Raw genomic sequence first — 19,195 nt, forward strand, 5'->3', positions numbered from 1 at the left:
TCGGTTTCAGGTACCGTTAAACCGCTCTACCGTGGCGGCGGTTGCGGCCCGCGATTGGGATTGGGTGTGATGCCGATCGTGCTCATGCCGCGCAGCAAGCCGCGCTCTTGTTCTGAATAGTTGTCGCGGTACTCGGGCGAGTCGAGGACCTTCTGGCGCTCCTCGGGGCTCAAGCCCTGCAACTGCTGGAAGGCGCGATGCAGTTCATTCTGGCGGTCCTGCGGCAGGGCGCGGAACTGGTGGAACATCTCGCGCAGGCGCTGCCGCTGTTCGGGAGGAAGGTGCTCAAAGGTCTCCATGCGCTGCAGAATGCGGTCCTTCTGCTCTGGAGGAAGGTGGGTGAAGTTCTGCAGACGCTGGCGCATGCGCTGCTGACGCTCGGGCGCAAGGCGTAGGAACTCTGGGTCCTGCTCCAGTTTGCGCAACTGCTGGTCGGGCGGAAGGTTTTCATTGTGGCGGAGCCAGTCGCCCATGTGCGGGCCAGGACCACGAAACACGGGTCCTTGCGGCCGTACCGGAGAAACGAAGCGGGGCGCGCTTACCGGCGGCGGCGGCGGCGCGTCCTTGCGCTTCTCGCCTTTTTTCCCGGGCGGACCGCCACCCTGAGCCGCGGCCATGCCCACGCTCAAGGCGAGCACCCCGATCACGGCAATGAATTTCCGGCCCAACTTCATCTCTCCCCTAATTCTGTACCGTAGCTGGTGTCATTTCCAAATCGTCAAGCATATCGAAATCGGCCAGCAGATCGTGATTGCGGTCGAGATACTCCAGATCGCCGACCGCGGTGCCTGGCCTGAGCGCCACACTGGTCCGATTGGAGCCATTATCCTTCACATCCCGGCTTCCCTGGAAGAGGCTGATGCTGGCAACCATGAGGACCATCAACGTGACCGCCCAGGCAGGCTTGCGAAACCAAGCCAGCCAGTTGGCGGGACGCGCCTGCTCCTCGCGCACACGGGCGCGTAGGCGCGTCATAAAATACGGGCTGAGGTCAGTCGGCGCTTTCCACTCTTCTAACAGCCCCATGGTCTGGCGCAGGGAAGCCAGTTCGGCGGCGCAGGAAGCGCACCCGGCCAGATGGTCCCGCAGTTCGCCGGGACCGGTCTCTCCGTCCATCAAGTCCAGCAGACGCTCGCGAATCTGTTTGCAGTTCATGACAACACACCCTTAAATAAAATCCTTCAGCTTCTCGCGCAGCGTTTCGTAGGCGCGGAAAAGCAGCGACTTGGTCGCCGACTCGCTCAACTTGAGCACTTCGGCGATTTGCCGGTAGTCCATCCCCTGGTACTTGTGCATGAGCACGGCCAACCGCTGGCGTTCGGGCAGATTGTGCACGTGCTGGCGAATCGCAGCCAGCCTCTCCTGCCGCAACAGCACTTGTTCGGCGGAGGGAGCGCCGTCGGCGAGGTCAGGGGTCTGCCCGGTTTCGCTGTCGGCCTCGTCCAGGTGCACGGCTAGTTCCGGCTTCTCGTACTTCGTGTCGCGCGCGTGGTTCACCGCCAGGTTGGTGGCGATGCGGTACAGCCAGGTGCTGAACTTGGCTTCCGCATTGTAGGTGGCGCGTGAGCGATACACCCGCAGGAAAACTTCCTGCACCAGCTCTTCGGTCACCGAACTATTGCGCGCCATGCGGTACATGAAACTCAGCATGGGGCGGCGAAACTTGGTGACCAGGTACTCAAAGGCCGCGTCGTCGCCGTGTTTAACGCGGAGCATGACGTCGGCGTCGGTCATGGCTTCATAGCTGACCGGCGCAGATACCTGCAACCCCGCCTCGCTGCGACGCCGGTCGCCCGGGAGCAACCCTCGGTCGATGGCCACGCTGCTCACACCTGATCTAACCCCAATGGGGGAAGAAAGTTGTGGGTCGGAAGGGCGCCTGGGAGCGGGTCTGGGGCCGCTTTTCAGGGAGTCGGGTTTGGGTTTGAATTCGGCCATTCGGACGGGGGTGAAACCCCGTTCCGACATTATCTCAAAGACGCGCAAAATTGCAGAATCGGCGCAGATCGCCATACTACCTCGACGATGGTGGCCGCATCTAATGGCAACTCGGTGGCACTGGTTTTGTGCCAGGCAGGGAGGCCGCATGCCCGCAAACCCCGAGTACCTGAGCGTCCTCTCGCAAGTTGTTGCCTGCATCCGGCAAGCCCTGGACGATGCCAGGCTTCCCGATCTCACCCCCGAAGAAGTGGCCGACTGGCTGCACAGCATGACCGTCGAGGAGGTGCGCGCGGTCTGGCAGAGCAAAGGCCGCGCTGCTTGATTCTTGACCCATTTCCGCCCGCACGTACGCGAGTTGGCGCTCCCGCTCGCCCGCTCGAGGTGTCTAGAAACGGTTGGACACCGGTTGCGAGTCCGGTGTAATCTGGCTTTGGGTGCGCGTTCTAAAGCGCGTAAGCCTTTTCTCCTCTGTACCCGCCGGAAGCACGAAGGCGCAGGCGTGGGGCGCTTAACTCAGCGGTAGAGTGCCATCTTCACACGGTGGAAGTCACTGGTTCGAATCCAGTAGCGCCCACCATTTCTCAGGGCTTCGGCCTTTAGCCTTCAAGCGCGTGAGCCCGAGACGAGCCGAAGCACAGTATCCGCAACCGTAGCAAACGCCTTACTCCCCGGATCAATCACATCGAAGTGGTTGGCCTTCGGGAGGGGGACGAACTCCACCTGCTCGCCGCGGTTTTTTTTCACTGCGGCGTAATCGCGGCTGATGGCGACGGGCACGACCTCGTCGGCGAGGCCGTGCACGATCGCTTGGCGCGCGTTCTGGATGTTCAATTCCAGCGGCGACGCTTCGCGGTAGTACTCCGGCGCCTGCTCGGGGGTGCCGCCGAGGAATTCGACGACGGCATCGTTGCTGAGGTGCAGTTGCCAAGCCCGCCGCAGGTCGAGGACACCGGCCAGCGAGATGCAGTGGCGGACGGTCTTCTCGTGGGCCGCAAGGCAGAGCGCCAACTGGCCTCCGGCGGAATGTCCGAGGATGACGGCGGGTGCGGCCGCGATGCCCAGTTCAGCAGCGCGCTGCATCAGGTCGCGATAGGCGGAGCGGACATCCTGGAAGGTGCGCGGCCAGCTTGGAGATGGCAGGCCTTTGGGCCGAGACTCGGCCCACACCGAGCCGACGCGCCGGTATTCGATGTTGGCGGTGTTGATGCCGCGAGCGGCCAGCGCGGCGCAGAAGGGGCTGGCGTGGATGAGGTCGTAAGCGGCGCGCCAGTATCCGCCGTGGAGGTTGATGGCCAGCGGGGCGCGCGACTTGTCGCAGGCGAAGTAGAGATCGGCGAATTGTTCCGGCTCGGGCCCGTAGCGGATGCGCTGGTCGGCTGGGGCAGGTGGCTCGCGGAGGATGTCGTCTCTTGGCATCGTTCATAGACCAGCGGATCGAGATTCGCCGCAACACGCGGACGCCACAGTACCGCCGAGTATATTCCGTCCCGAACCGGGCTGGAATTCAGCCTTCCTTCCCTGGAGTGCTTCCAACCGCATTCGGCCCAGTTATGCCGCTGGCCCGGAGCACTTCATTAGGGGTAATGTCGTAATAGAGAATTTAGACACTATTCCTCATTCGCATTGGGCTTGCGTTTCCATAGCGGCGGCGGGTAGTATCAATATCGGCTTCCGAGCGGTACTCTCCCGTACCGCAGTCCGCGCGCAGCAATTGCCAAGCGTCAAGCGGACGAGAATGGTTCACGAGTTTCCATCCGCACCCGGAATGAAGGCATCCGGATAATGCGTGACCAGTGGGCGTCTCCGACGGAGTGATTCAACTCAGCGTAAATAATGTTCCCGCTCCCCAGCGGGACTGAAGAGAGCATCATGAATTTTGGACCGAAGCATCCCTCAGGCCACGGAGGGAAGGGCAAGCGCCGCCGCGGCCGTCGCGGCCCCGGAGGTCGCCCTGGCGGCTCCCAAGCCGGCAAGGGTCAGCACAAACAACAGCACAACAATCCCGGCGGAGTCTTTACCCATCCCATGGACCACAGCTACCGCGCCGCGCTGCAGGGCAACAACGTTCCCGGAAAACGCGCTGCCGGCACGCAGTATCTGCAGCCCGACCCGGAGCCGCTGCCGCAGCAACACGAGAACGCCGCCGCGCGCATCTTCGTTTTCATTGACGACCTGTTCTTCCTGGCCAAAATCCAGGAGACGTCGCGCAAGCTGAACGTCAAGGTGGAATACGTCAAAACGGAGAAGGACATCCTGGAGCGGATGGCTCAGAACGGCAACGACAAGCCGTCGCTGATCATCTTCGACCTCAACAATGTCGGCGCCAAGCCTCTGACCACCATTCCCCGGCTGAAGAAAGAACTGAAGAAGGGCACCACCATCATCGGGTTCCTGTCGCACGTGCAGGGCGACCTGAAAGTGAAGGCGATGGAGGCGGGTTGCGACATGGTGATCCCGCGCTCCGCCTTTTCGCAGAACCTCCCGTCGCTGCTGCGCCGCCATGGCGCGCCGGAAGAGCAGGATATTCAGTAGGCTCCAGGCTGCAGGCGCAAGGCTTCAGGCAGCTGTGTGCACCTGCGCGATGCCTGAAAGCTAAAGGCTCCTTCATCCCGGCGGCCACTTCATGTCGCGCCCGCCGATCAAGTGCAGATGCAGGTGGAAGACGGATTGGCCGGAGCGCGGCCCGACGTTGTATACCGTGCGATAGCCGTCCTCGATACCGCGCTCCCGCGCGATCTGCGCCGCCACCCGGTGGGAGTGCCCGATGATCTGCGCGTCCTCCGGTGCTGCTTCCTTGAGCCCGCGGATGTGCTTCTTGGGGATGATGAGCACGTGCGTGGGCGCCTGCGGGCGGATGTCCTCGATGACCAAGACCTGCTCGTCTTCGAACACCTTACGGCACGGCGTCTTGCCGGCGATCATGTTGCAGAACAGGCAGTCAGTGTGAATCATTAAGGAGCGCCAGTTTTTGTCTTGACTTCATATCCACTGTCCGCTTACAGCCATTCCCGCAACAAATGCAAAGGGCAGAGCGATCCATTCGAGAAACAACGAAATAGAAATGCTCAGCCACCGGAGATGCTTCATCCGCCACGCGTCAGGCACGAGTTTACTCGAACCCGACTAGTCCAGTCTTACCAGAAACGTGTGCTCTCGCGCCGCGGGGCTGCTGCCGGCGACCTCCTCGGCGCGGTGCTTGTCGTCGCCCAGCACGCGCACCCGCACCCACCAATCGCCGACCGGGCTGCTGAAAGCCAGCACCTTGGCAGTGTGATAGCGGCGGGAGAGCTTGTCCTGGATGCGGCGCGCCTCTTCTTCTTCAGGGAAGCCACCCAGTTGCACCGCCCATCGTCCGCCGCTGCGAATGTCCGCCGGCGACTGCAGGACTTCCAGCTTGACCAGGGCCGTGCCGTGCCGCCACACGTCAATCGCCTTGGCGGCTGCCATCGAAAGATCGATGATGCGGTCCTCCACGAAGGGCCCGCGGTCGGTGATCCGCACCACTACCGCCTGCCCGGTTTTCATGTTGGTCACCCGCACGATGGAATTTAGCGGCAGCGTAAGATGCGCGGCGGTGAGCGCGTTCATGTCATAGACTTCGCCATTGGATCCCTTGCGATTGTGAAAGGGCGCGCCATACCAACTCGCTTTCCCCATCTGCACAAACAATGGCTTGGCATTGGACGGCGCCGCCGGCTGCGCTTTCGCGGTCTCCTTCGGAGTTTCTACGGCGGGTGCAATCGGGGGCGGCGGCGGGAGTCTCTGCGCCTCCTTCTTATGGCCGCAGCCGAGGGAAAACAAGGCCACGAAGGCACAGAGCCACGGAAGAAACCAGGCAGCCGTCGATGGACGTTGGTCGTTAGTCGTTGGCCGCTTTGACATCCGAGAACTGGTTGGGGAATCAACCATCGGCACTTTGCAGGAAGGCGCCGCTAGCCTTCTTGCCATCGGACATCGACCATCGACCATCGACTGGCTGCCATCGGACATCGACCATCGACCATCGACTAACGGCCGGTTTTCTTCGTTTCTTCCAGGTAGTCGGCGAATTTCTCCAGCTCTTTGGAAGCTCGGCGCAGGCCGCGGCTGGAGTGCTCGCGAACTTCCGGCACTACCTCGTCGTTCAGGTACCGGATGAACTTCTCCGTCTCCTGCTCCAGACGACGGGCCGCTTCCTCTAGTTTGCGTCCGGCGTCCTCGAAAGGAGGGCGCGAAGATTGGCGCTTGTCGGATTGAGTCATCGCAATAGTCCACGCTCGTGGCGCACAGCCAAGCTCGATCATTATCGGCCGCCATGAATTCTGAGGTCAATCTGTTCGTACCTTTTCTGTTACTGGCACTCTCAGTTAAGATGCCGACGTTCCCGGGCTGCTTTCGTCCCCCCAGGCGCCCGCCTCCGCCACATGCCTGCCGGATTTACCAATTCTCCTTGTTTTTCAAGCAGTTAGCCGCCGGATTGTGACGCCGTTTAATGCACATGAGTGCCACTAAGCAGCCAAATCTTTCCTTTTCATGCTTTCCGAATGAGGGAGCACGGGGCCAGCCAATATCATAAGGAGCGCGGGGTATTGCGCCGCCCGTGGGGACGGCAGGGTGAATTGGTTCATCCACGTTGGGGTGTATTTCATCAGTACGTCAGTACGTCGTAAATGCGTTGCCACCGCGAAGGGGTGATAGACGATGCCTAAGCCGATTAAGTTTGTCGAGTTGGGATTGGTGTATGCCGCCAAGGCGGCCTGGAAGGGATTTGAATTCGGCAATCGCTTCAAGCAGAAGCCTTCCTTCACGCCCAAATGGTCCGACAAACCTCTCCTGAAATCCTACGAAAAGCAAAAGCCTCCACTCGGTTGGCCGCGCACTACCGACTCCCTTTGCCCGAAGTGCGTGCCCGAAATCCGGCAGCAGGTCCTCGACGGCAAATTGCCGCACGAGATCCTGCTCAACGAGAAGGTCGGCGAGATCAAGGCGCAGATCGTCGAGCGCGACGGCAAGATCCTGATGGTGAAGGATTGCCCCAAGCACGGGCACTTCGAAGATGTCATGTCGATTGACTCGGCGATGTTCAAGCACATCGAGGCAGTCTTTCCCGGCCGCGACATCCGCTCGCACAACGACGAGAAGCTGCATCATCACGGCACCAGCACGGTGAAGTGGGGCCGCGGCGCGGTGCTCACCATCGACCTGACCAACCGCTGCAACATGATGTGCGATCCCTGCTTTATGGACGCCAACCAGGTCGGGTTTGTGCACGAACTGACGTGGGAAGAGATTAAGACGCTGCTCGATAACGCCATTTCCATCAAGCCGAAGCGGCAGATGTCGGTGCAGTTCTCCGGCGGCGAGCCCACGCTCTCGCCCTATTTCCTCGACGCCGTTCGCTACGCGCGCAAGGTTGGCTATACCTCGGTGCAGGCGGCGACCAACGGCATCGAGTTCGCCAAGAGCAAGGAATTCTGCAAGCAGGCGGCGGAAGCGGGCCTGCGCTATGCCTACCTGCAGTTCGACGGCATCGGCAATGCCGCCAACGCGCACCGCAAGGTCGGCAACCTGTTTGACGTGAAGTTGAAGGCGATCGAGAACCTGTTCGAAGCGGGCGTGGACATCGTGCCCGTGGTCACCATCGTCAACGGGATTAACAACGAACAGGTCGGGAACCTGGTGAAATTTGCGCTCGACAACCCGAAGGTGATCTCGTTCATCTCCTTCCAGCCCGTCTCGTTCACTGGACGCGATGAGGCTATTACCGATGAACGCCGCACTGCGCAGCGCTACACCCTGGCGCACCTGGCGCACGACGTGAAAAACCGGACTGGCCTGGGCGAACCCGCGCGTGATTGGTTCCCGCTTTCCTTCATGGGCACCTTCTCCGACTGGGCTGACCTGGTGCACGGGCCCACCGCCGAGTGGGGACAACTGAGTTGTGGCTGCCATCCCAATTGCGGCGTCGGCATGGGCATCATGGTGGACAAGATCACCAAGGAAGCCGCGCCGATCACTGCATTCATCAATGCCGACCAGTTTGCCAAGGACGTGGCCAAGGTCACCGACGGCGGCCGCAGCAAGTTCTGGTCCGCGGTGGGGATGGCGTTGGCGATCACACGCAACTACAGCCCGTTCAAGACCACCACCCACTTCACGATTTTCGAGTTCCTGAAAAAGCTCGACAAGAGTTTCGGCGTCAGCAAGAAGGCGCAGAGCGGCGGCTACGGCAAGACCACTGCCGACCGCACCCTGGAAGACGTGGAGAAGCGCCGCGACGATCGCTGGAACGTCCTGTTCGTCGCCGGCATGTGGTTCCAGGACCTGTACAACTACGATTTCCGGCGCACCGAGCAGTGCATCATTCCTTACGCCACGCAGGAGGGCGAGATCAGCTTCTGCGCCTATAACACGGGCGTCGGCTGGCGCAACATCATCGAGAAGATGCACATGACCGCTACCCTTACCAAGTGGTACGAGGAACATGGGCGGCACGAAATCTTTGCCGGCGGCAAGAAGGTTTCGATCAGCGACGGCGTGCAACTGAAGGCGCTCAAGCTGAACCGCGACCTGATCACCGAAGAAGAGCCAAGAACGCGCGCGAGGAGAAGACCCGCGCCCGCGACGCCAAGCAGAAGAACGATCCCGCGTATAACGAAAAGATGGCCAAGATGTACCGGGAAGTCGTGCTGAAGGAAAAACAGCCGGAAGGATTCATCCCGCTGACCACTCTTGTTCCCGCCAACGGGAATGGAAACGGAAAGTCAAACGGGAATGGCGACGGTCACGCCAAGCACGAAGAGCAAGAGGCGGTGCTCGGCGACTGAGTTGGAGCGCGTTCGCCCTCGAACGCGATTGAAGAGCTGGAGCGCGTTCGCCCTCGAACGCGACGAACATCAATACGCAGGCTCAACCCACGACCACGGATATTCTTCTTCCGTACGTGCCAAACCGCGCCGAACGGGATTCAAGCAGATGTAGTCCATATACCGCTCGAACTCGCCGTGGCGCAGCAGACGATCGAAAAAGTCGCGATCCCAAACCGGTCCACGACGCTTCAGGAGCTTATTGATCGCGTGCGCGGAGGGCCCGCGCAAGCCATTCATAATCTCAGCCAAGCCAAAACATTCGCCTGTCTGGTCCGGCAATGGTGCGAACAAGGCATGCACATGGTCGGGCATCACAACTGCGGCGTATAAGAACACCCGGTTGTTGTGCTCGCGCCGGAAATTGTCGAGAACAATTGTCCTCGCCTCGGGCGGCAGGACCCAGCGCTTTCGGGTGGTCATCGTGACAAAGAGAGTGGTTCCACCGTTTTGCTTATGCGGAAGGTCTCGCCGGTACTCGGAGCGTCGCTCGATGACTGGAGACATCTGAGGCATTCTATGGCGAGAGCACCGGGCTGTGACGTCCGCTTTACCGAAAATCGATGGCAATTCCCAAAAGGACGCGTTCGGGGGCGAACGCGCTCCAGCTACTATTGATGAAGCTGCTGCTGTATCTTCTCTTGCAATTCCTGCCACGCTTCCTGCGCCTGCTGCGTGGGGGCGGCGTCGGCGGTGTCCACTACCTCCACTGTAGCGCAGGGTTCTGATCCTGAGTCGAGACGCGGGCATAGCCGTATTTCATGCCCCTGGTGCTGAGACCGAAATTATGAGACGTGCAAGCCCGCTGTTTACGGGCCTTCGCAGGTCGTCTCAGGTCCTACCCGTTGTGAGACACTGGGAGCGTTGAGGTGCTGCAAAAGTAGGCCCGGGGGTACGGAATGCAACGGCAAGCGTATTTAGGCCAGTCAGACGTTCTAGACTTCGTCAGTTGGCTTTCCAACCTGCTCACTAAAAGCACGCCGAAACATCAATATTCTGAGCCTCGCAAAGCTAGCGTGACGTTTGACGGGCTGTGGGGTGCTCGTGATAAGTACAAGTGGAAGTTCTCGTTCAAGGCACCGGGCGGGAACGGTGACATCCAGGGTTCTAGTTATATGGACAACGATAAGGCGTTGACCGTGCTCAAGAATGGCCTTACGAGCGCATTGAGCGTCGTCCCCCCGGGGAAGGCAGATGTCGCTGCCCGCGATTGGGCCAAGGCCATTATGAAATGGGGCGGGGTTACGAGCGGAAACGCCAAGTGGCTTGACGCAAACAGCAACGGTTTAGCGAAGCGCCTAGCGGACACGCGGAGCATCCTCTCTCTCGACGACGATGAGGTGACAGACGACCGCGTTGGGCGATTTACTGTGGGGATGTCGAAGGCATACTCTTTGCTCGTAGATAAATTTATTATTTACGACAGCCGCGTTGCTGCGACACTGGCGTGGCTTGTCGCGTTGTGGTGTCAAGAGACTAGCAGAGCGTGCGTACCGCCTTTGCTTCGCGTGGGATGTTTGCCCGCCAAAGAGGGGGAAAACGCCCACAAGTTACGGAATCCCAGCTGTACTCATTTCAGCTTTCCGTGGGTAAACAACAGTCCAGCCCAGCACGTTCGTTGGAATCTTCGTGGGAGTTGGATTCTCTCCAGCGCATTAGCTTCCTCAAAAGAGGCGAAGTTCCATGCCGATACGCAGCCATTACGAGCGCTAGAGGCGGCGTTCTTCATGTGGGGCTATGATGTAGCCGGAATACCGGCGTGCTCAGTGTGTCACTTGTAGGGTCGAAAACCGTGTGGCAGTTCTTTCGTATAGTTTGTGACGATAGACTTCGGAGATCGCGGCTTTTGCGGGTACCTAGGGGGTGCACTCGCGTGCGCTTTCTCATCCGCCATCGTCGTGCCGTGCCTCTGCATATCGACGACTTTCACGGGAGGGGCTGAAATCTTGCCGGGTGAAAATTCCCGTTTGTTGTGGGGGGTGCCTAATTAGCGCTTCCGTTTGGTTGGGAAAGGATTTAATGCGGCCTGACCTGATTACGTGGTGACAGCTGGTGTGTGCTCCTCACCAGCGCTTAACCTGCGGGGAACAGTGCGAAGTAAACCTCCAGCATGCCGGTGCGCTTGTAATACTCGTAAAGTTCGCCCCGGCCCATGCGTTTAGAAAAACCTGCGGTTCGGCGCGGCAACTGGCTGGGTGCGGTGAGGGCGTCGTAAAGGCCAAGCCTTCCGACTTCCGGAGTCCCGTAGCGTAGGGACGGCACTCATTTGCGCTGAAGTTCTTGAGCCAGTTTCGCCCGCAATTCCTGCCACGCTTCCTGCGCCTGCTGGGTGGGAGCGGCGTCGGCGGTGTCCACTACCTCGAGCAAGCTCGCCAGATTGTTGAGCGTTCGGGCGAGCGGGTTGCCTTCTCCCGGCGTCTGAGGCTGCTTTGCCGACGCGAGTTGTCCGCGCTGCTCCAAAGCTGCGTACGCCTGCTGCACCGCCGCACCGATCTCTGTTTCCAATTCGAACTCCTTTTGCAGGTCGGCAGTGCTGACCTTTAACCGCGGGTCAAGCTTCACCATCAGCGGCTGTGAATAACTCTTACCGTCGACAGTCAACCTCACTTCGTACTTGCCCGGCAATACCAGCGGTCCGCGCGGCAGGCCGGCTGCGCCGACGGCGTACACCGCCGAGATATCGTAATTCTTGTGCAGGCTGGGCGGGTCGGGAAAGCGCAGGTCCCAGACGAAACGATGCTCGCCGGCTGTCGGCTGCAATTTTGGCGGCGGTGCGAACCAGTCACTTGAGAAAGCGACGTTGCTCTCCGGCGGCACGGGTTTGTCGGCGGAGGAGAACCGTCGCACCAGCTTGCCGGTGCTGTCCAGAATCTCCAGCGCGATTTCCTTCGCCGGCGCGCCGAGATAGTAGTCGAAGATTGCGCCCGCGGGCGGATTCTGGCCGGCGGGTTCGTCGGCGGGAATCGGGGTGTCGCGGGCGACGTCGCTGCGCACACGCATCGCGGTCCGCGGTGCAAAAAAATGCGCGGCGGATTTCGACATTTCTGGCGTGATTTGTCGCAGCGGCGCGAGGTCGTCCAGAATCCAGAACGAGCGCCCGTGCGTGGCGATCACCAGGTCGTCGTCATGCACGACGAGATCGTGCACCGGCGCGACCGGCAGGTTGAGCTGCAACGACCACCATATCTCGCCTTCATTAAGTGAGACGTACACACCACCCTCTGCGCCCGCGTATAAGAGCCCCATCCGCTTCGGGTCCTCGCGAACGGCATGAACGTAGCCTGGCGTCGGCGTCGAATTGCTGAGGTTGATGGCACCGCCTACAAATCCGGGTGTGTCAGGGTTGGCTTTCTTGAACGGTCGGCCGTGATAAATCGAATTCTGCCGCCACGTCTGCCCGTAATCGAGGGTGCGAAAAACATACGCTTGGTAATCATCCAACCGATGCCGATCAACTGCTATGTATGCTGTACCGGGGCTAAAATGTGACGCCTCGATCATGCTGATCTTGCTCCACGGCTGCAGATCGTGGCCGGTCACATCGTTCCATGTCTTCCCGCCATCGTGCGTCAGCCAGATCCGCCCGGTATCCGTGCCCGCCCAGATCACATTCGCGTCCAGCGGCGACGGCGCGATCGTGTACACCACGCCATGGCAGCGCGAAGCGGCGTTCTGCGTCGTAACCGGCTCGTTCGCGTTCGAGGGCGAACGCGCTCCATCACTCGAGTTACCCACATGACTTGGTTTAGTTACATCGCATCCCGTCAGATCCGGGCTGATCTTCTGCCACGAATTTCCGCGATCGGTCGAGCGCAGCACGTATTGCGCGCCCATGTAGAGCGTGTGCGAGTCCTGCGGCGAGAACACTACCGGGGATGTCCAGGTAAAACGTAGCTTTTTCGCCGTGATTGGCGTGGTCCACTCTTCTACAGCGGTCGGCGAGATGTCGTGCGACTGGCCCGTGATTTTGTCCCAGCGAAACAGCCGCCCGTAGGTGTCCCCGGCATAGACGGTGTTGGGATCGGCCGGATCGGGCGCGATGTATCCCGCCTCGCCTCCTCCCACCGAATACCAGTCGCGATAAGTAATCGATCCGTAATCGCTGCGGCTGGTGGTCGCCACCGTGCCGCTGTCCTGTTGCGCGCCGTACACGTGATACGGAAACTGGTTGTCGGTGGCGACGTGGTAGAACTGCGCCGTCGGCTGGTTGAACCACGCCGTCCACGTCTTGCCACCGTCCACGCTGACAATCGTTCCTTGATCGCTGGCCACGATCATGCGCGCCGCATCGTCGGGATCGAGCCACAGGAAGTGGTAATCGTCGCCACCGGGCCCGCCCTTGAGTGCAGCAAACGTCTTGCCGCCATCGCTGCTCTTGTAGAGCGCCACGTTGGGGATATAAACCACGTCGGGGTCGTGAAGATCGGCAGTGATCTCGCCAAAGTACCATTGCCTCCCGAAGATGCGCTTGTCATTGCTGACGCGCCGCCAGGTCGAGCCGCGATCGTCGGAGCGGTACAGGCCACCCTCGGCACCCTTCAACACGTCGAGCAGCAAATACACCACCGCGCGTGACGTCGCAATCCCGGCGCGCCCCCAGTCCGCTGCCGGCAGGCCGTTGCCTTTGATCTGCGTCCAGGTGGTTCCGCCATCGGTTGACTTGTATAAACCGCTGCCCGCGCTTTGAATCGGCGCATAGGTGCTCCAAGGCGGGCGGTGCGCATTCCACAACGTGGCGTAGACGATCTTCGAATTTTCCGGGTCGAACGCCAGGTCAATGGCGCCCGTGTTCTCGTCTTTGTAGAAGACCTTCTGCCACGAGCGACCGCCGTCGCTGCTGCGGAAGACGCCGCGCTCCGCATTCGGCCCGTAGGCATGGCCAAGCGCCGCGACGAAAACGATGTTGGGATCTTTGGGATCAATCAGCACCCGGCCGATGTGGCGCGTGTCTTCCAGGCCGATGTGGGTCCAGGTTTTCCCGGCATCGGTGGACTTGTAAACCCCGTTGCCGAACGATATGTCGGAGCGGATGGAAGCCTCGCCGCTTCCGACATAAATAATGTTGGCGTCCGATGCCGCCACCGCCAACGATCCGATCGAGGCAATCGGCTGCGCATCGAAAATCGGCTGCCAGGTTCGCCCGCCATTGGTGGTCTTCCACACTCCGCCGCCCACCGCGCCGAAGTAGTAGACGTCGCGCTGCCCGCGCAGGCCGGCGGCAGTCAAGCTGCGCCCGCCGCGGAATGGGCCGATCATCCGCCAGCGCATTCCGGAATACAGGTTGGGAGTAACGTTTTGGCCGGTAACGGCAAGCGCCAAAAGGAGAACGGCGAGTATCGGCCATGCGGCGCAACGCGCGAATTCTTGTCGGTGCATAGTGGAGTTATGGAGTATAGCAACGGGTTGGTGCGCTGGCTGAAAGCTGACAGCCGACTGCTTCTTTGTGATCCGCCTCACATCCATGCGTGACGAACCTTCCCTCCCGGTCGTTTTCTCGGTGTGAACGGCGCCTCACTGCAGCAAACGGCTCAGGCCCGCATTGGAGTGCTTTTGGGGATTTGTTCCCGCCGGGGTTCTAATCAGGCAGTCACCGAAAGTGTGCCTCTGTTGGCACGCACCGAGGACCAGCCAATCGAGGAGGCCCCTGCTTTGAGCACACAGACCTTGCCCTCATCGCCGAAACCGGCGTTCCTGCCCGGCCGCCGCCCGGACTTCAAGATCGCGCAGCCGCAGACCACCTACTCCGGCTCGCCGATCGTCCCGGTGCAAAAAGGCTTGCCGCGCACGACCCAGTCGCTGTGCCCGGATTGCAGCGAGTTGATCGAGGCGACGCTGCTCGAGGACAGCGGCAAGGTTTACATGGAGAAGTCTTGTGCCGCGCACGGGCGCTTCCGCGACCTGATCTCTCCCGACGTGAAGCTCTATCTGAAGATGGAGAACTGGCACTTCGGCGACAACCGCGGGGTCAAGAATCCGGCCATTGCCAACGCCACGCGCTGCCCGGAGCAGTGCGGCCTGTGCTCGATGCACATCTCGCACACCGTGCTCGCCAACGTCGATCTCACCAACCGCTGCAACCTGACTTGCCCGGTCTGCTTCGCCAACGCCAACGTGCAGGGTTATCTCTACGAGCCCGACATTAACCACGTCCGCCGCATGTTGCAGGCGCTGCGCGACGAGCAGCCGGTAGCCGGGCGCGTGGTGCAGTTTTCCGGCGGCGAGCCCACCATCCATCCGCAGTTCATGGAAATCTGCGCGATGGCGCGCGATATGGGCTTCTCGCATATCCAGGCCGCGACTAACGGCATCATGCTGGCCGACCTGGAGTTCGCGCTCAAAGCCAAGGCGCACGGCCTGAGCACCCTGTATCTGCAGTTCGACGGCATCTGTGACGACATCTACCGGCGCACGCGCGGCGCATCGTTGATGGAGAAAAAAGTCGCGTGCATCAAGAACTGCCGCGAGGCGGGCATCAAGATCGTCTTTGTGCCCACCATCGTGCGCGGCGTCAACGATCACCAGATTGGCGATATCGTGCGCATGGCGATTGACAACATCGACTGCGTCTCCGGCATCAGCTTCCAGCCCGTGGCTTTCACCGGGCGCATCAACCGCAATGAACTGGAAGCCAAGCGCTTCACCCTCGGTGACTGGGCCCATGCCATGGCCGATCAGACCGGCATCTTCGAGCCGCTGCAGGATTTCTTCCCGCTGGCTTGCGTTTCGCCTTTCTCGCGGCTGGCCTCCGCCATGCGCGGCGAGGAGGTGCCGACGCTCACCTGCAACCCGCACTGCTCCATGGGTACGTACCTGTTCATCGATGAAAAGACCAAAACCGCGGTACCGATAACGCGGTTCGTCGATGTCGGCGCCATGTTGCAGGACATGGAAGAGTACTCGCGCACCACGCGCCGCTCGATTTTGCAGATCTTTACCAAGGTGAAGGCGTGGAGCTCGCTGCAACGCCACTTCAAGCCGCAATTCGCGCCGCCGGGACTGACTTTTACCAAGTTTCTGCAAACCTTGCAGGGCATGACCGACAAAAAGCTCGGCCGCGACGGCATGGACGGCAAATATACCTACCGCACGCTGCTGGTCGCCGGCATGCACTTCATGGACCTGTACAACTACGACGTCGAGCGCGTGAAGCGCTGCGTCATTCATTACGCCGCCCCTAACGGCCTCATCTATCCCTTCTGCGCCTACAACTCCGGCCCCACTTTCCGCGAGAAGATCGAGAAGCAGTATTCCGTGCCGCTGGACAAACCACTGCACGCGGTCAAGGAGCAAGTGGTTTCGTGCGGAGGCTGCGGCTCCGCCGATTAGGCTCAACGCTCAAACCCATAGTGTTCCGTTTCTGGAAATTTGGCGGCCAACCGGCAGGACTCCCTGTTGGGTGACCTCTATCAGAAATAAGGAGATCACATGGCTGGGTTCGTTTTTCGGAACAGACTCCAGATTCCTTGTGAGTGAGTAATGAGCGAACGCTAGCCTATACTGTGTGGCGACGTTGCCGCGGGCGAGTCGCCCGTCGGGAACTTTGGTCGCGTCTGCCGTCAGCGTCACCTGATCGTGTATGGTGCAACTTGTGTAGTCATCGGCCGGGCTCGGAGTGCCGCGACTTCCCCAAGGTATAAGTCCTCATTGGCGTGCGTATCCCAGGAGAGGGGCTCGTTATGCATACGAAGGTTTTTCTGTTTGCCGCTGCCTTGTTTGCTCTTTCCGCGCTCGATGTCCGGGCCGACACTGCCGTCAAGTGCTCCTTCAAGACCCTTGCCTCATGTCCGACGATTGGGTGTTCCAAACCCGGCTCTCCGCTGGCGGCAACCAACACCCAGAAACGGACGACAGCGACCAACGGCAGCCCGGCCGTCGTGAGCTTCAGCGACCTCAAGGACCTGCAGGGCGATGTGGATAGCAAATTTGCTAATGGCGCCATCGTTGTCAAAGGGGAGAAGGTTTCCAGCTACCACTCCATGAAAGGGGCGCCGCGAAAGATCGTGCTTTCGGGTCTGAAGGCGGCAAGCGGGAACTTCAGCGAAGGAGACTTCGTCGAGTTGGTTGGCTTCATTGCTGCCACCAAATTACCGCCACATCCGAACACCGGCGAATCGGTGAATTGCAAGTTCAAGGATGAGCCCAGCAATGATTACCACATCAACATTACACCCGCTAAGAATGGCGATGAGACCGAAGGTGTAGTGGTCGAGATGATCCCGCAGAACCCTCACCGCAGAAACAAAGATTGGAATCTCGACAAGCTGAAAAAGATCCAGTCGCAGCAGTTGCCCGTCAAGATACGGGGCCGGCTGTTCTTTGATAGCGAGCATCAACCGAATACGCAGAAAACCGGAAAAGCGGGTGGCAATCCCAGGCGCTTCTCTTTGTGGGAGATCCACCCCATCGCGTCTTTTTTCGTATGCCAATCGGGAAATTGCACCAAGACCACCGGGTGGAAGGCTTTGGAAGATTGGAACCCTTCACCCTAGGACGGAGTTCGGACAATGAAGACGAAATATTGGTTGTTGCTGTCCTTCCTGATCGGCTCCTCCTTGGCCGCGCTGGCTCAGCGGGCCGACGGTGTCTATCACATTGCGTGCATGGTCCAACTGAATGATGCCGGCGATGGCAAGAAGACCGCCGAATGCACAACCCATCCTCGTCAGAATGGGGAAATCGCCATTGGAGGCAAGATCGGCTTTGATGTGACCACCACCCACGAGTTGATGGATGAGGAAGGCGCACCGGAAGTCACCGATCTCATTCTCTTCCTCGACGGCCAGCCTCTGCCCGGCACACATCCGGTCGTCGAGCGTCAAACCGACGAGCTACTGCCTCCTGGCGCAGGCGACCCGGAGGAGAAAAACCAGGGCCCAGATAGCGTAGTCACCTTCCGGTTGACCTTTCCCATAACCCGTGACCTATCGAGCGAAAGGGGCAAGGAAAGTTGGAAGAAGCTGTTGGGAGGATTGGGCAAAGAGCGCAAAGAGGTGCCCGTCAGCCTCGGCTTGATCAATGGGCCACCTTTGCCTTCCACGTATAAGGCGGAATTTGTCCGTCTCGGCGGTATACGCCTCGGCCTCTTCCTCCTTGTGGCGGTAGTCCTCGGCATTGGCTTTCTTGTTGTCGCTCGCAGGACCGGGGCCCTCAGAGACAAGGAACCGCCTCCGGTGGACGAGCACGGTGAGAAGGTAAACATCGCTCCACCGGAGCGGGCCTACAGCCTGTCGCGCACGCAGATCGCAGTGTGGACCCTGCTGGTGGTTTATGCCTATCTCTTCATTTGGCTAATCACCGGCGAGTACAACACCGAAATCCCGCGCACCATATTGGCGATTTTAGGAATATCCGCCGGTACTTACGCTACCGCCGCCGTCGTCGATAAGGAAAAGGAAAAGGACAAGGCAGCCGGGGGCAAGGGAACAACCGTCTCGAAGACGGAGAGTATTTTCCCGGATCTGCTGTCTACCGACGCCGGCGCTAGCCTGCACCGCGTGCAATTCGGACTGTGGAGCATAGTGCTGATGATCATCTTCATTGTGACTGTCTACGACACCTTGGCCATGCCGCAGTTCGACCCCAGTCTTCTTGGCTTGATGGGCATCAGTTCTGCGGCCTACGCGGGTATGAAGATCCCGGAGAAGAAACAGTGACCGCGCGAAGTAGTAACGTCGAACCGTACTGATAGGCCGGCCATGCGGGCCGAGTTGGCAATTGTTTTGGGCTGGAAATGGGCATCCGGGAATTGATTGTCTTGTGCCGTGAGCCCTGCGCCCTCTACAATCGCGCCCATGTCCAACCGCCTCGCCCTCATCGTCCTCTTACTCGCCTCTACACTTGCCTGCAACATGTGGAGCAAGCCGGCATCTGGCTGGACCGGCGCCACCGGCGGCGAGCAGATCGAGAAGCTGTTCTGGCAGGACGTGCAGGCAAAGAATTGGGCCGAGGTGGACAGACACGTCGCCGACACCTTCGCCGGAACCGGCCCCGGCGGAACCACCGACCGAGCCGCGTTCCTGCGCGATCTTCAGAAAGCGCCGCTTACCGATTTTTCCCTCAGCGAGTGCAACTCCCACCTCAACGGCGCCGACATGGTCGTCACCTGCACCCTGCAGGCGCAGTGGGCAGGCCAACCCTCCACCGCCTCGACCCTGAGCGTCTGGCAGCAGTTGAAGAAGGGATGGGTGATGGTGGCGCACTCCGAAAGTAAGCTCGCCGGCAGCTAGATTCCAAGATTGCCCAGGTCGCTCGCCCGGGTGACCAATGTCGTTGTCCTCCTGTCATCTAGTTGCGCTTGCGTCCGCTGCGAGGCTGGTTAGCTCGCCGTTACGATCGTGGCAACAGCGGAGACCACTACCCACCCCGCTTGGACAGCGGGCTTTGGTTGTCGAATGTTGTGTCACGGTTGC

Annotated in this window: 18 protein-coding genes and 1 tRNA gene; 10 read left to right on the forward strand and 9 right to left on the reverse strand. The window is 60.2% G+C overall.

Features of this window, described 5'->3' with window-relative positions; translation table 11 throughout:
- Nucleotides 1-26: 26 nt before the first annotated feature.
- The 3 genes from LAN64_10610 to LAN64_10620 are packed head-to-tail and all read right to left on the reverse strand — an operon-like array spanning nt 27 to nt 1,938.
- Nucleotides 27-674 (reverse strand): DUF3106 domain-containing protein, encoded by a 648-nt coding sequence (locus LAN64_10610; protein ID MBZ5568286.1) that lies wholly within the window; start codon nt 672-674, stop codon nt 27-29.
- 7 nt (nt 675-681) lie between these two features.
- Nucleotides 682-1,155, reverse strand: coding sequence for a zf-HC2 domain-containing protein (locus LAN64_10615; GenBank protein ID MBZ5568287.1), 474 nt, complete (start codon nt 1,153-1,155; stop codon nt 682-684).
- A gap of 12 nt (nt 1,156-1,167) precedes the next feature.
- Complete coding sequence (locus LAN64_10620; protein MBZ5568288.1) at nt 1,168-1,938, reverse strand: sigma-70 family RNA polymerase sigma factor; 771 nt, start codon at nt 1,936-1,938, stop codon at nt 1,168-1,170.
- A gap of 148 nt (nt 1,939-2,086) precedes the next feature.
- On the opposite strand from LAN64_10620, the gene LAN64_10625 reads away from it, so the two are divergent.
- A complete protein-coding gene (locus tag LAN64_10625) occupies nt 2,087-2,263 on the forward strand; it encodes a hypothetical protein (protein MBZ5568289.1) in 177 nt (58 codons plus the stop codon).
- Between the two features lie 180 nt (nt 2,264-2,443).
- Nucleotides 2,444-2,518 (forward strand) — tRNA-Val (locus LAN64_10630).
- 26 nt (nt 2,519-2,544) lie between these two features.
- On the opposite strand, the gene LAN64_10635 is transcribed toward LAN64_10630, so the two are convergent.
- Nucleotides 2,545-3,357, reverse strand: a complete 813-nt coding sequence (locus LAN64_10635) for an alpha/beta fold hydrolase (GenBank protein ID MBZ5568290.1) — start codon at nt 3,355-3,357, stop codon at nt 2,545-2,547.
- A 453-nt stretch (nt 3,358-3,810) separates the two neighbouring features.
- On the opposite strand from LAN64_10635, the gene LAN64_10640 reads away from it, so the two are divergent.
- Nucleotides 3,811-4,473 (forward strand): hypothetical protein, encoded by a 663-nt coding sequence (locus tag LAN64_10640; protein MBZ5568291.1) that lies wholly within the window; start codon nt 3,811-3,813, stop codon nt 4,471-4,473.
- 72 nt (nt 4,474-4,545) lie between these two features.
- Here LAN64_10640 and LAN64_10645 read toward each other — a convergent pair whose 3' ends face one another.
- The 3 genes from LAN64_10645 to LAN64_10655 all read right to left on the reverse strand — a co-directional run bounded on the left by LAN64_10645 (nt 4,546) and on the right by LAN64_10655 (nt 6,182).
- On the reverse strand, nt 4,546-4,893 hold the full coding sequence (locus LAN64_10645; GenBank protein ID MBZ5568292.1) for a histidine triad nucleotide-binding protein: 348 nt from the start codon (nt 4,891-4,893) through the stop codon (nt 4,546-4,548).
- A 171-nt stretch (nt 4,894-5,064) separates the two neighbouring features.
- Nucleotides 5,065-5,748, reverse strand: a complete 684-nt coding sequence (locus tag LAN64_10650) for a septal ring lytic transglycosylase RlpA family protein (GenBank protein ID MBZ5568293.1) — start codon at nt 5,746-5,748, stop codon at nt 5,065-5,067.
- A gap of 200 nt (nt 5,749-5,948) precedes the next feature.
- The gene (locus tag LAN64_10655) at nt 5,949-6,182 is read right to left on the reverse strand and encodes a hypothetical protein (GenBank protein MBZ5568294.1); all 234 of its coding nucleotides are present in this window, start codon (nt 6,180-6,182) and stop codon (nt 5,949-5,951) included.
- Between the two features lie 439 nt (nt 6,183-6,621).
- Here LAN64_10655 and LAN64_10660 point away from each other — a divergent pair, with 439 nt between their 5' ends.
- Together LAN64_10660 and LAN64_10665 are read left to right on the forward strand one after the other, a co-directional pair.
- Nucleotides 6,622-8,613, forward strand: coding sequence for a radical SAM protein (locus tag LAN64_10660; GenBank protein ID MBZ5568295.1), 1,992 nt, complete (start codon nt 6,622-6,624; stop codon nt 8,611-8,613).
- A complete protein-coding gene (locus LAN64_10665) occupies nt 8,583-8,747 on the forward strand; it encodes a hypothetical protein (protein ID MBZ5568296.1) in 165 nt (54 codons plus the stop codon). The genes LAN64_10660 and LAN64_10665 overlap by 31 nt, the downstream gene beginning before the upstream one ends.
- Before the next feature lie 69 nt (nt 8,748-8,816).
- Here LAN64_10665 and LAN64_10670 read toward each other — a convergent pair whose 3' ends face one another.
- Complete coding sequence (locus LAN64_10670) at nt 8,817-9,293, reverse strand: transposase (protein MBZ5568297.1); 477 nt, start codon at nt 9,291-9,293, stop codon at nt 8,817-8,819.
- Between the two features lie 392 nt (nt 9,294-9,685).
- Between LAN64_10670 and LAN64_10675 the strand changes: the two genes are divergently transcribed.
- Nucleotides 9,686-10,567, forward strand: coding sequence for a hypothetical protein (locus LAN64_10675; protein MBZ5568298.1), 882 nt, complete (start codon nt 9,686-9,688; stop codon nt 10,565-10,567).
- Between the two features lie 481 nt (nt 10,568-11,048).
- Here the strand turns inward: LAN64_10675 and LAN64_10680 are convergent, their stop codons facing one another.
- Complete coding sequence (locus LAN64_10680) at nt 11,049-14,162, reverse strand: hypothetical protein (protein MBZ5568299.1); 3,114 nt, start codon at nt 14,160-14,162, stop codon at nt 11,049-11,051.
- 288 nt (nt 14,163-14,450) lie between these two features.
- Here LAN64_10680 and LAN64_10685 point away from each other — a divergent pair, with 288 nt between their 5' ends.
- The 4 genes from LAN64_10685 to LAN64_10700 all read left to right on the forward strand — a co-directional run bounded on the left by LAN64_10685 (nt 14,451) and on the right by LAN64_10700 (nt 19,012).
- Complete coding sequence (locus LAN64_10685; protein ID MBZ5568300.1) at nt 14,451-16,112, forward strand: radical SAM protein; 1,662 nt, start codon at nt 14,451-14,453, stop codon at nt 16,110-16,112.
- Nucleotides 16,113-16,660: 548 nt separating this feature from the next.
- Complete coding sequence (locus LAN64_10690) at nt 16,661-17,275, forward strand: hypothetical protein (protein ID MBZ5568301.1); 615 nt, start codon at nt 16,661-16,663, stop codon at nt 17,273-17,275.
- Nucleotides 17,276-17,290: 15 nt separating this feature from the next.
- A complete protein-coding gene (locus LAN64_10695) occupies nt 17,291-18,439 on the forward strand; it encodes a hypothetical protein (GenBank protein MBZ5568302.1) in 1,149 nt (382 codons plus the stop codon).
- Nucleotides 18,440-18,577: 138 nt separating this feature from the next.
- Nucleotides 18,578-19,012 carry a nuclear transport factor 2 family protein gene (locus LAN64_10700; protein MBZ5568303.1) on the forward strand — a complete coding sequence of 145 codons (435 nt, stop codon included), beginning with the start codon at nt 18,578-18,580 and terminating at the stop codon, nt 19,010-19,012.
- Nucleotides 19,013-19,195 lie beyond the last annotated feature (183 nt).

It is taken from the genome of Terriglobia bacterium, assembly GCA_020073185.1.
In the GTDB taxonomy this organism is placed as follows: Bacteria; Acidobacteriota; Terriglobia; order Terriglobales; family Acidobacteriaceae; genus JAIQGF01.

Bases quoted from the DNA above. Each gene is read 5' to 3' on its own strand.
- LAN64_10610 (MBZ5568286.1), bottom strand. From the start codon at position 674: ATGAAGTTGGGCCGGAAATTCATTGCCGTGATCGGGGTGCTCGCCTTG.
- LAN64_10660 (MBZ5568295.1), top strand. From the start codon at position 6,622: ATGCCTAAGCCGATTAAGTTTGTCGAGTTGGGATTGGTGTATGCCGCC.
- LAN64_10680 (MBZ5568299.1), bottom strand. From the start codon at position 14,162: ATGCACCGACAAGAATTCGCGCGTTGCGCCGCATGGCCGATACTCGCC.
- LAN64_10635 (MBZ5568290.1), bottom strand. From the start codon at position 3,357: ATGCCAAGAGACGACATCCTCCGCGAGCCACCTGCCCCAGCCGACCAG.
- LAN64_10640 (MBZ5568291.1), top strand. From the start codon at position 3,811: ATGAATTTTGGACCGAAGCATCCCTCAGGCCACGGAGGGAAGGGCAAG.
- LAN64_10695 (MBZ5568302.1), top strand. From the start codon at position 17,291: ATGAAGACGAAATATTGGTTGTTGCTGTCCTTCCTGATCGGCTCCTCC.
- LAN64_10625 (MBZ5568289.1), top strand. From the start codon at position 2,087: ATGCCCGCAAACCCCGAGTACCTGAGCGTCCTCTCGCAAGTTGTTGCC.
- LAN64_10665 (MBZ5568296.1), top strand. From the start codon at position 8,583: ATGGCCAAGATGTACCGGGAAGTCGTGCTGAAGGAAAAACAGCCGGAA.
- LAN64_10675 (MBZ5568298.1), top strand. From the start codon at position 9,686: ATGCAACGGCAAGCGTATTTAGGCCAGTCAGACGTTCTAGACTTCGTC.
- LAN64_10655 (MBZ5568294.1), bottom strand. From the start codon at position 6,182: ATGACTCAATCCGACAAGCGCCAATCTTCGCGCCCTCCTTTCGAGGAC.
- LAN64_10700 (MBZ5568303.1), top strand. From the start codon at position 18,578: ATGTCCAACCGCCTCGCCCTCATCGTCCTCTTACTCGCCTCTACACTT.
- LAN64_10615 (MBZ5568287.1), bottom strand. From the start codon at position 1,155: ATGAACTGCAAACAGATTCGCGAGCGTCTGCTGGACTTGATGGACGGA.
- LAN64_10620 (MBZ5568288.1), bottom strand. From the start codon at position 1,938: ATGGCCGAATTCAAACCCAAACCCGACTCCCTGAAAAGCGGCCCCAGA.
- LAN64_10670 (MBZ5568297.1), bottom strand. From the start codon at position 9,293: ATGTCTCCAGTCATCGAGCGACGCTCCGAGTACCGGCGAGACCTTCCG.
- LAN64_10645 (MBZ5568292.1), bottom strand. From the start codon at position 4,893: ATGATTCACACTGACTGCCTGTTCTGCAACATGATCGCCGGCAAGACG.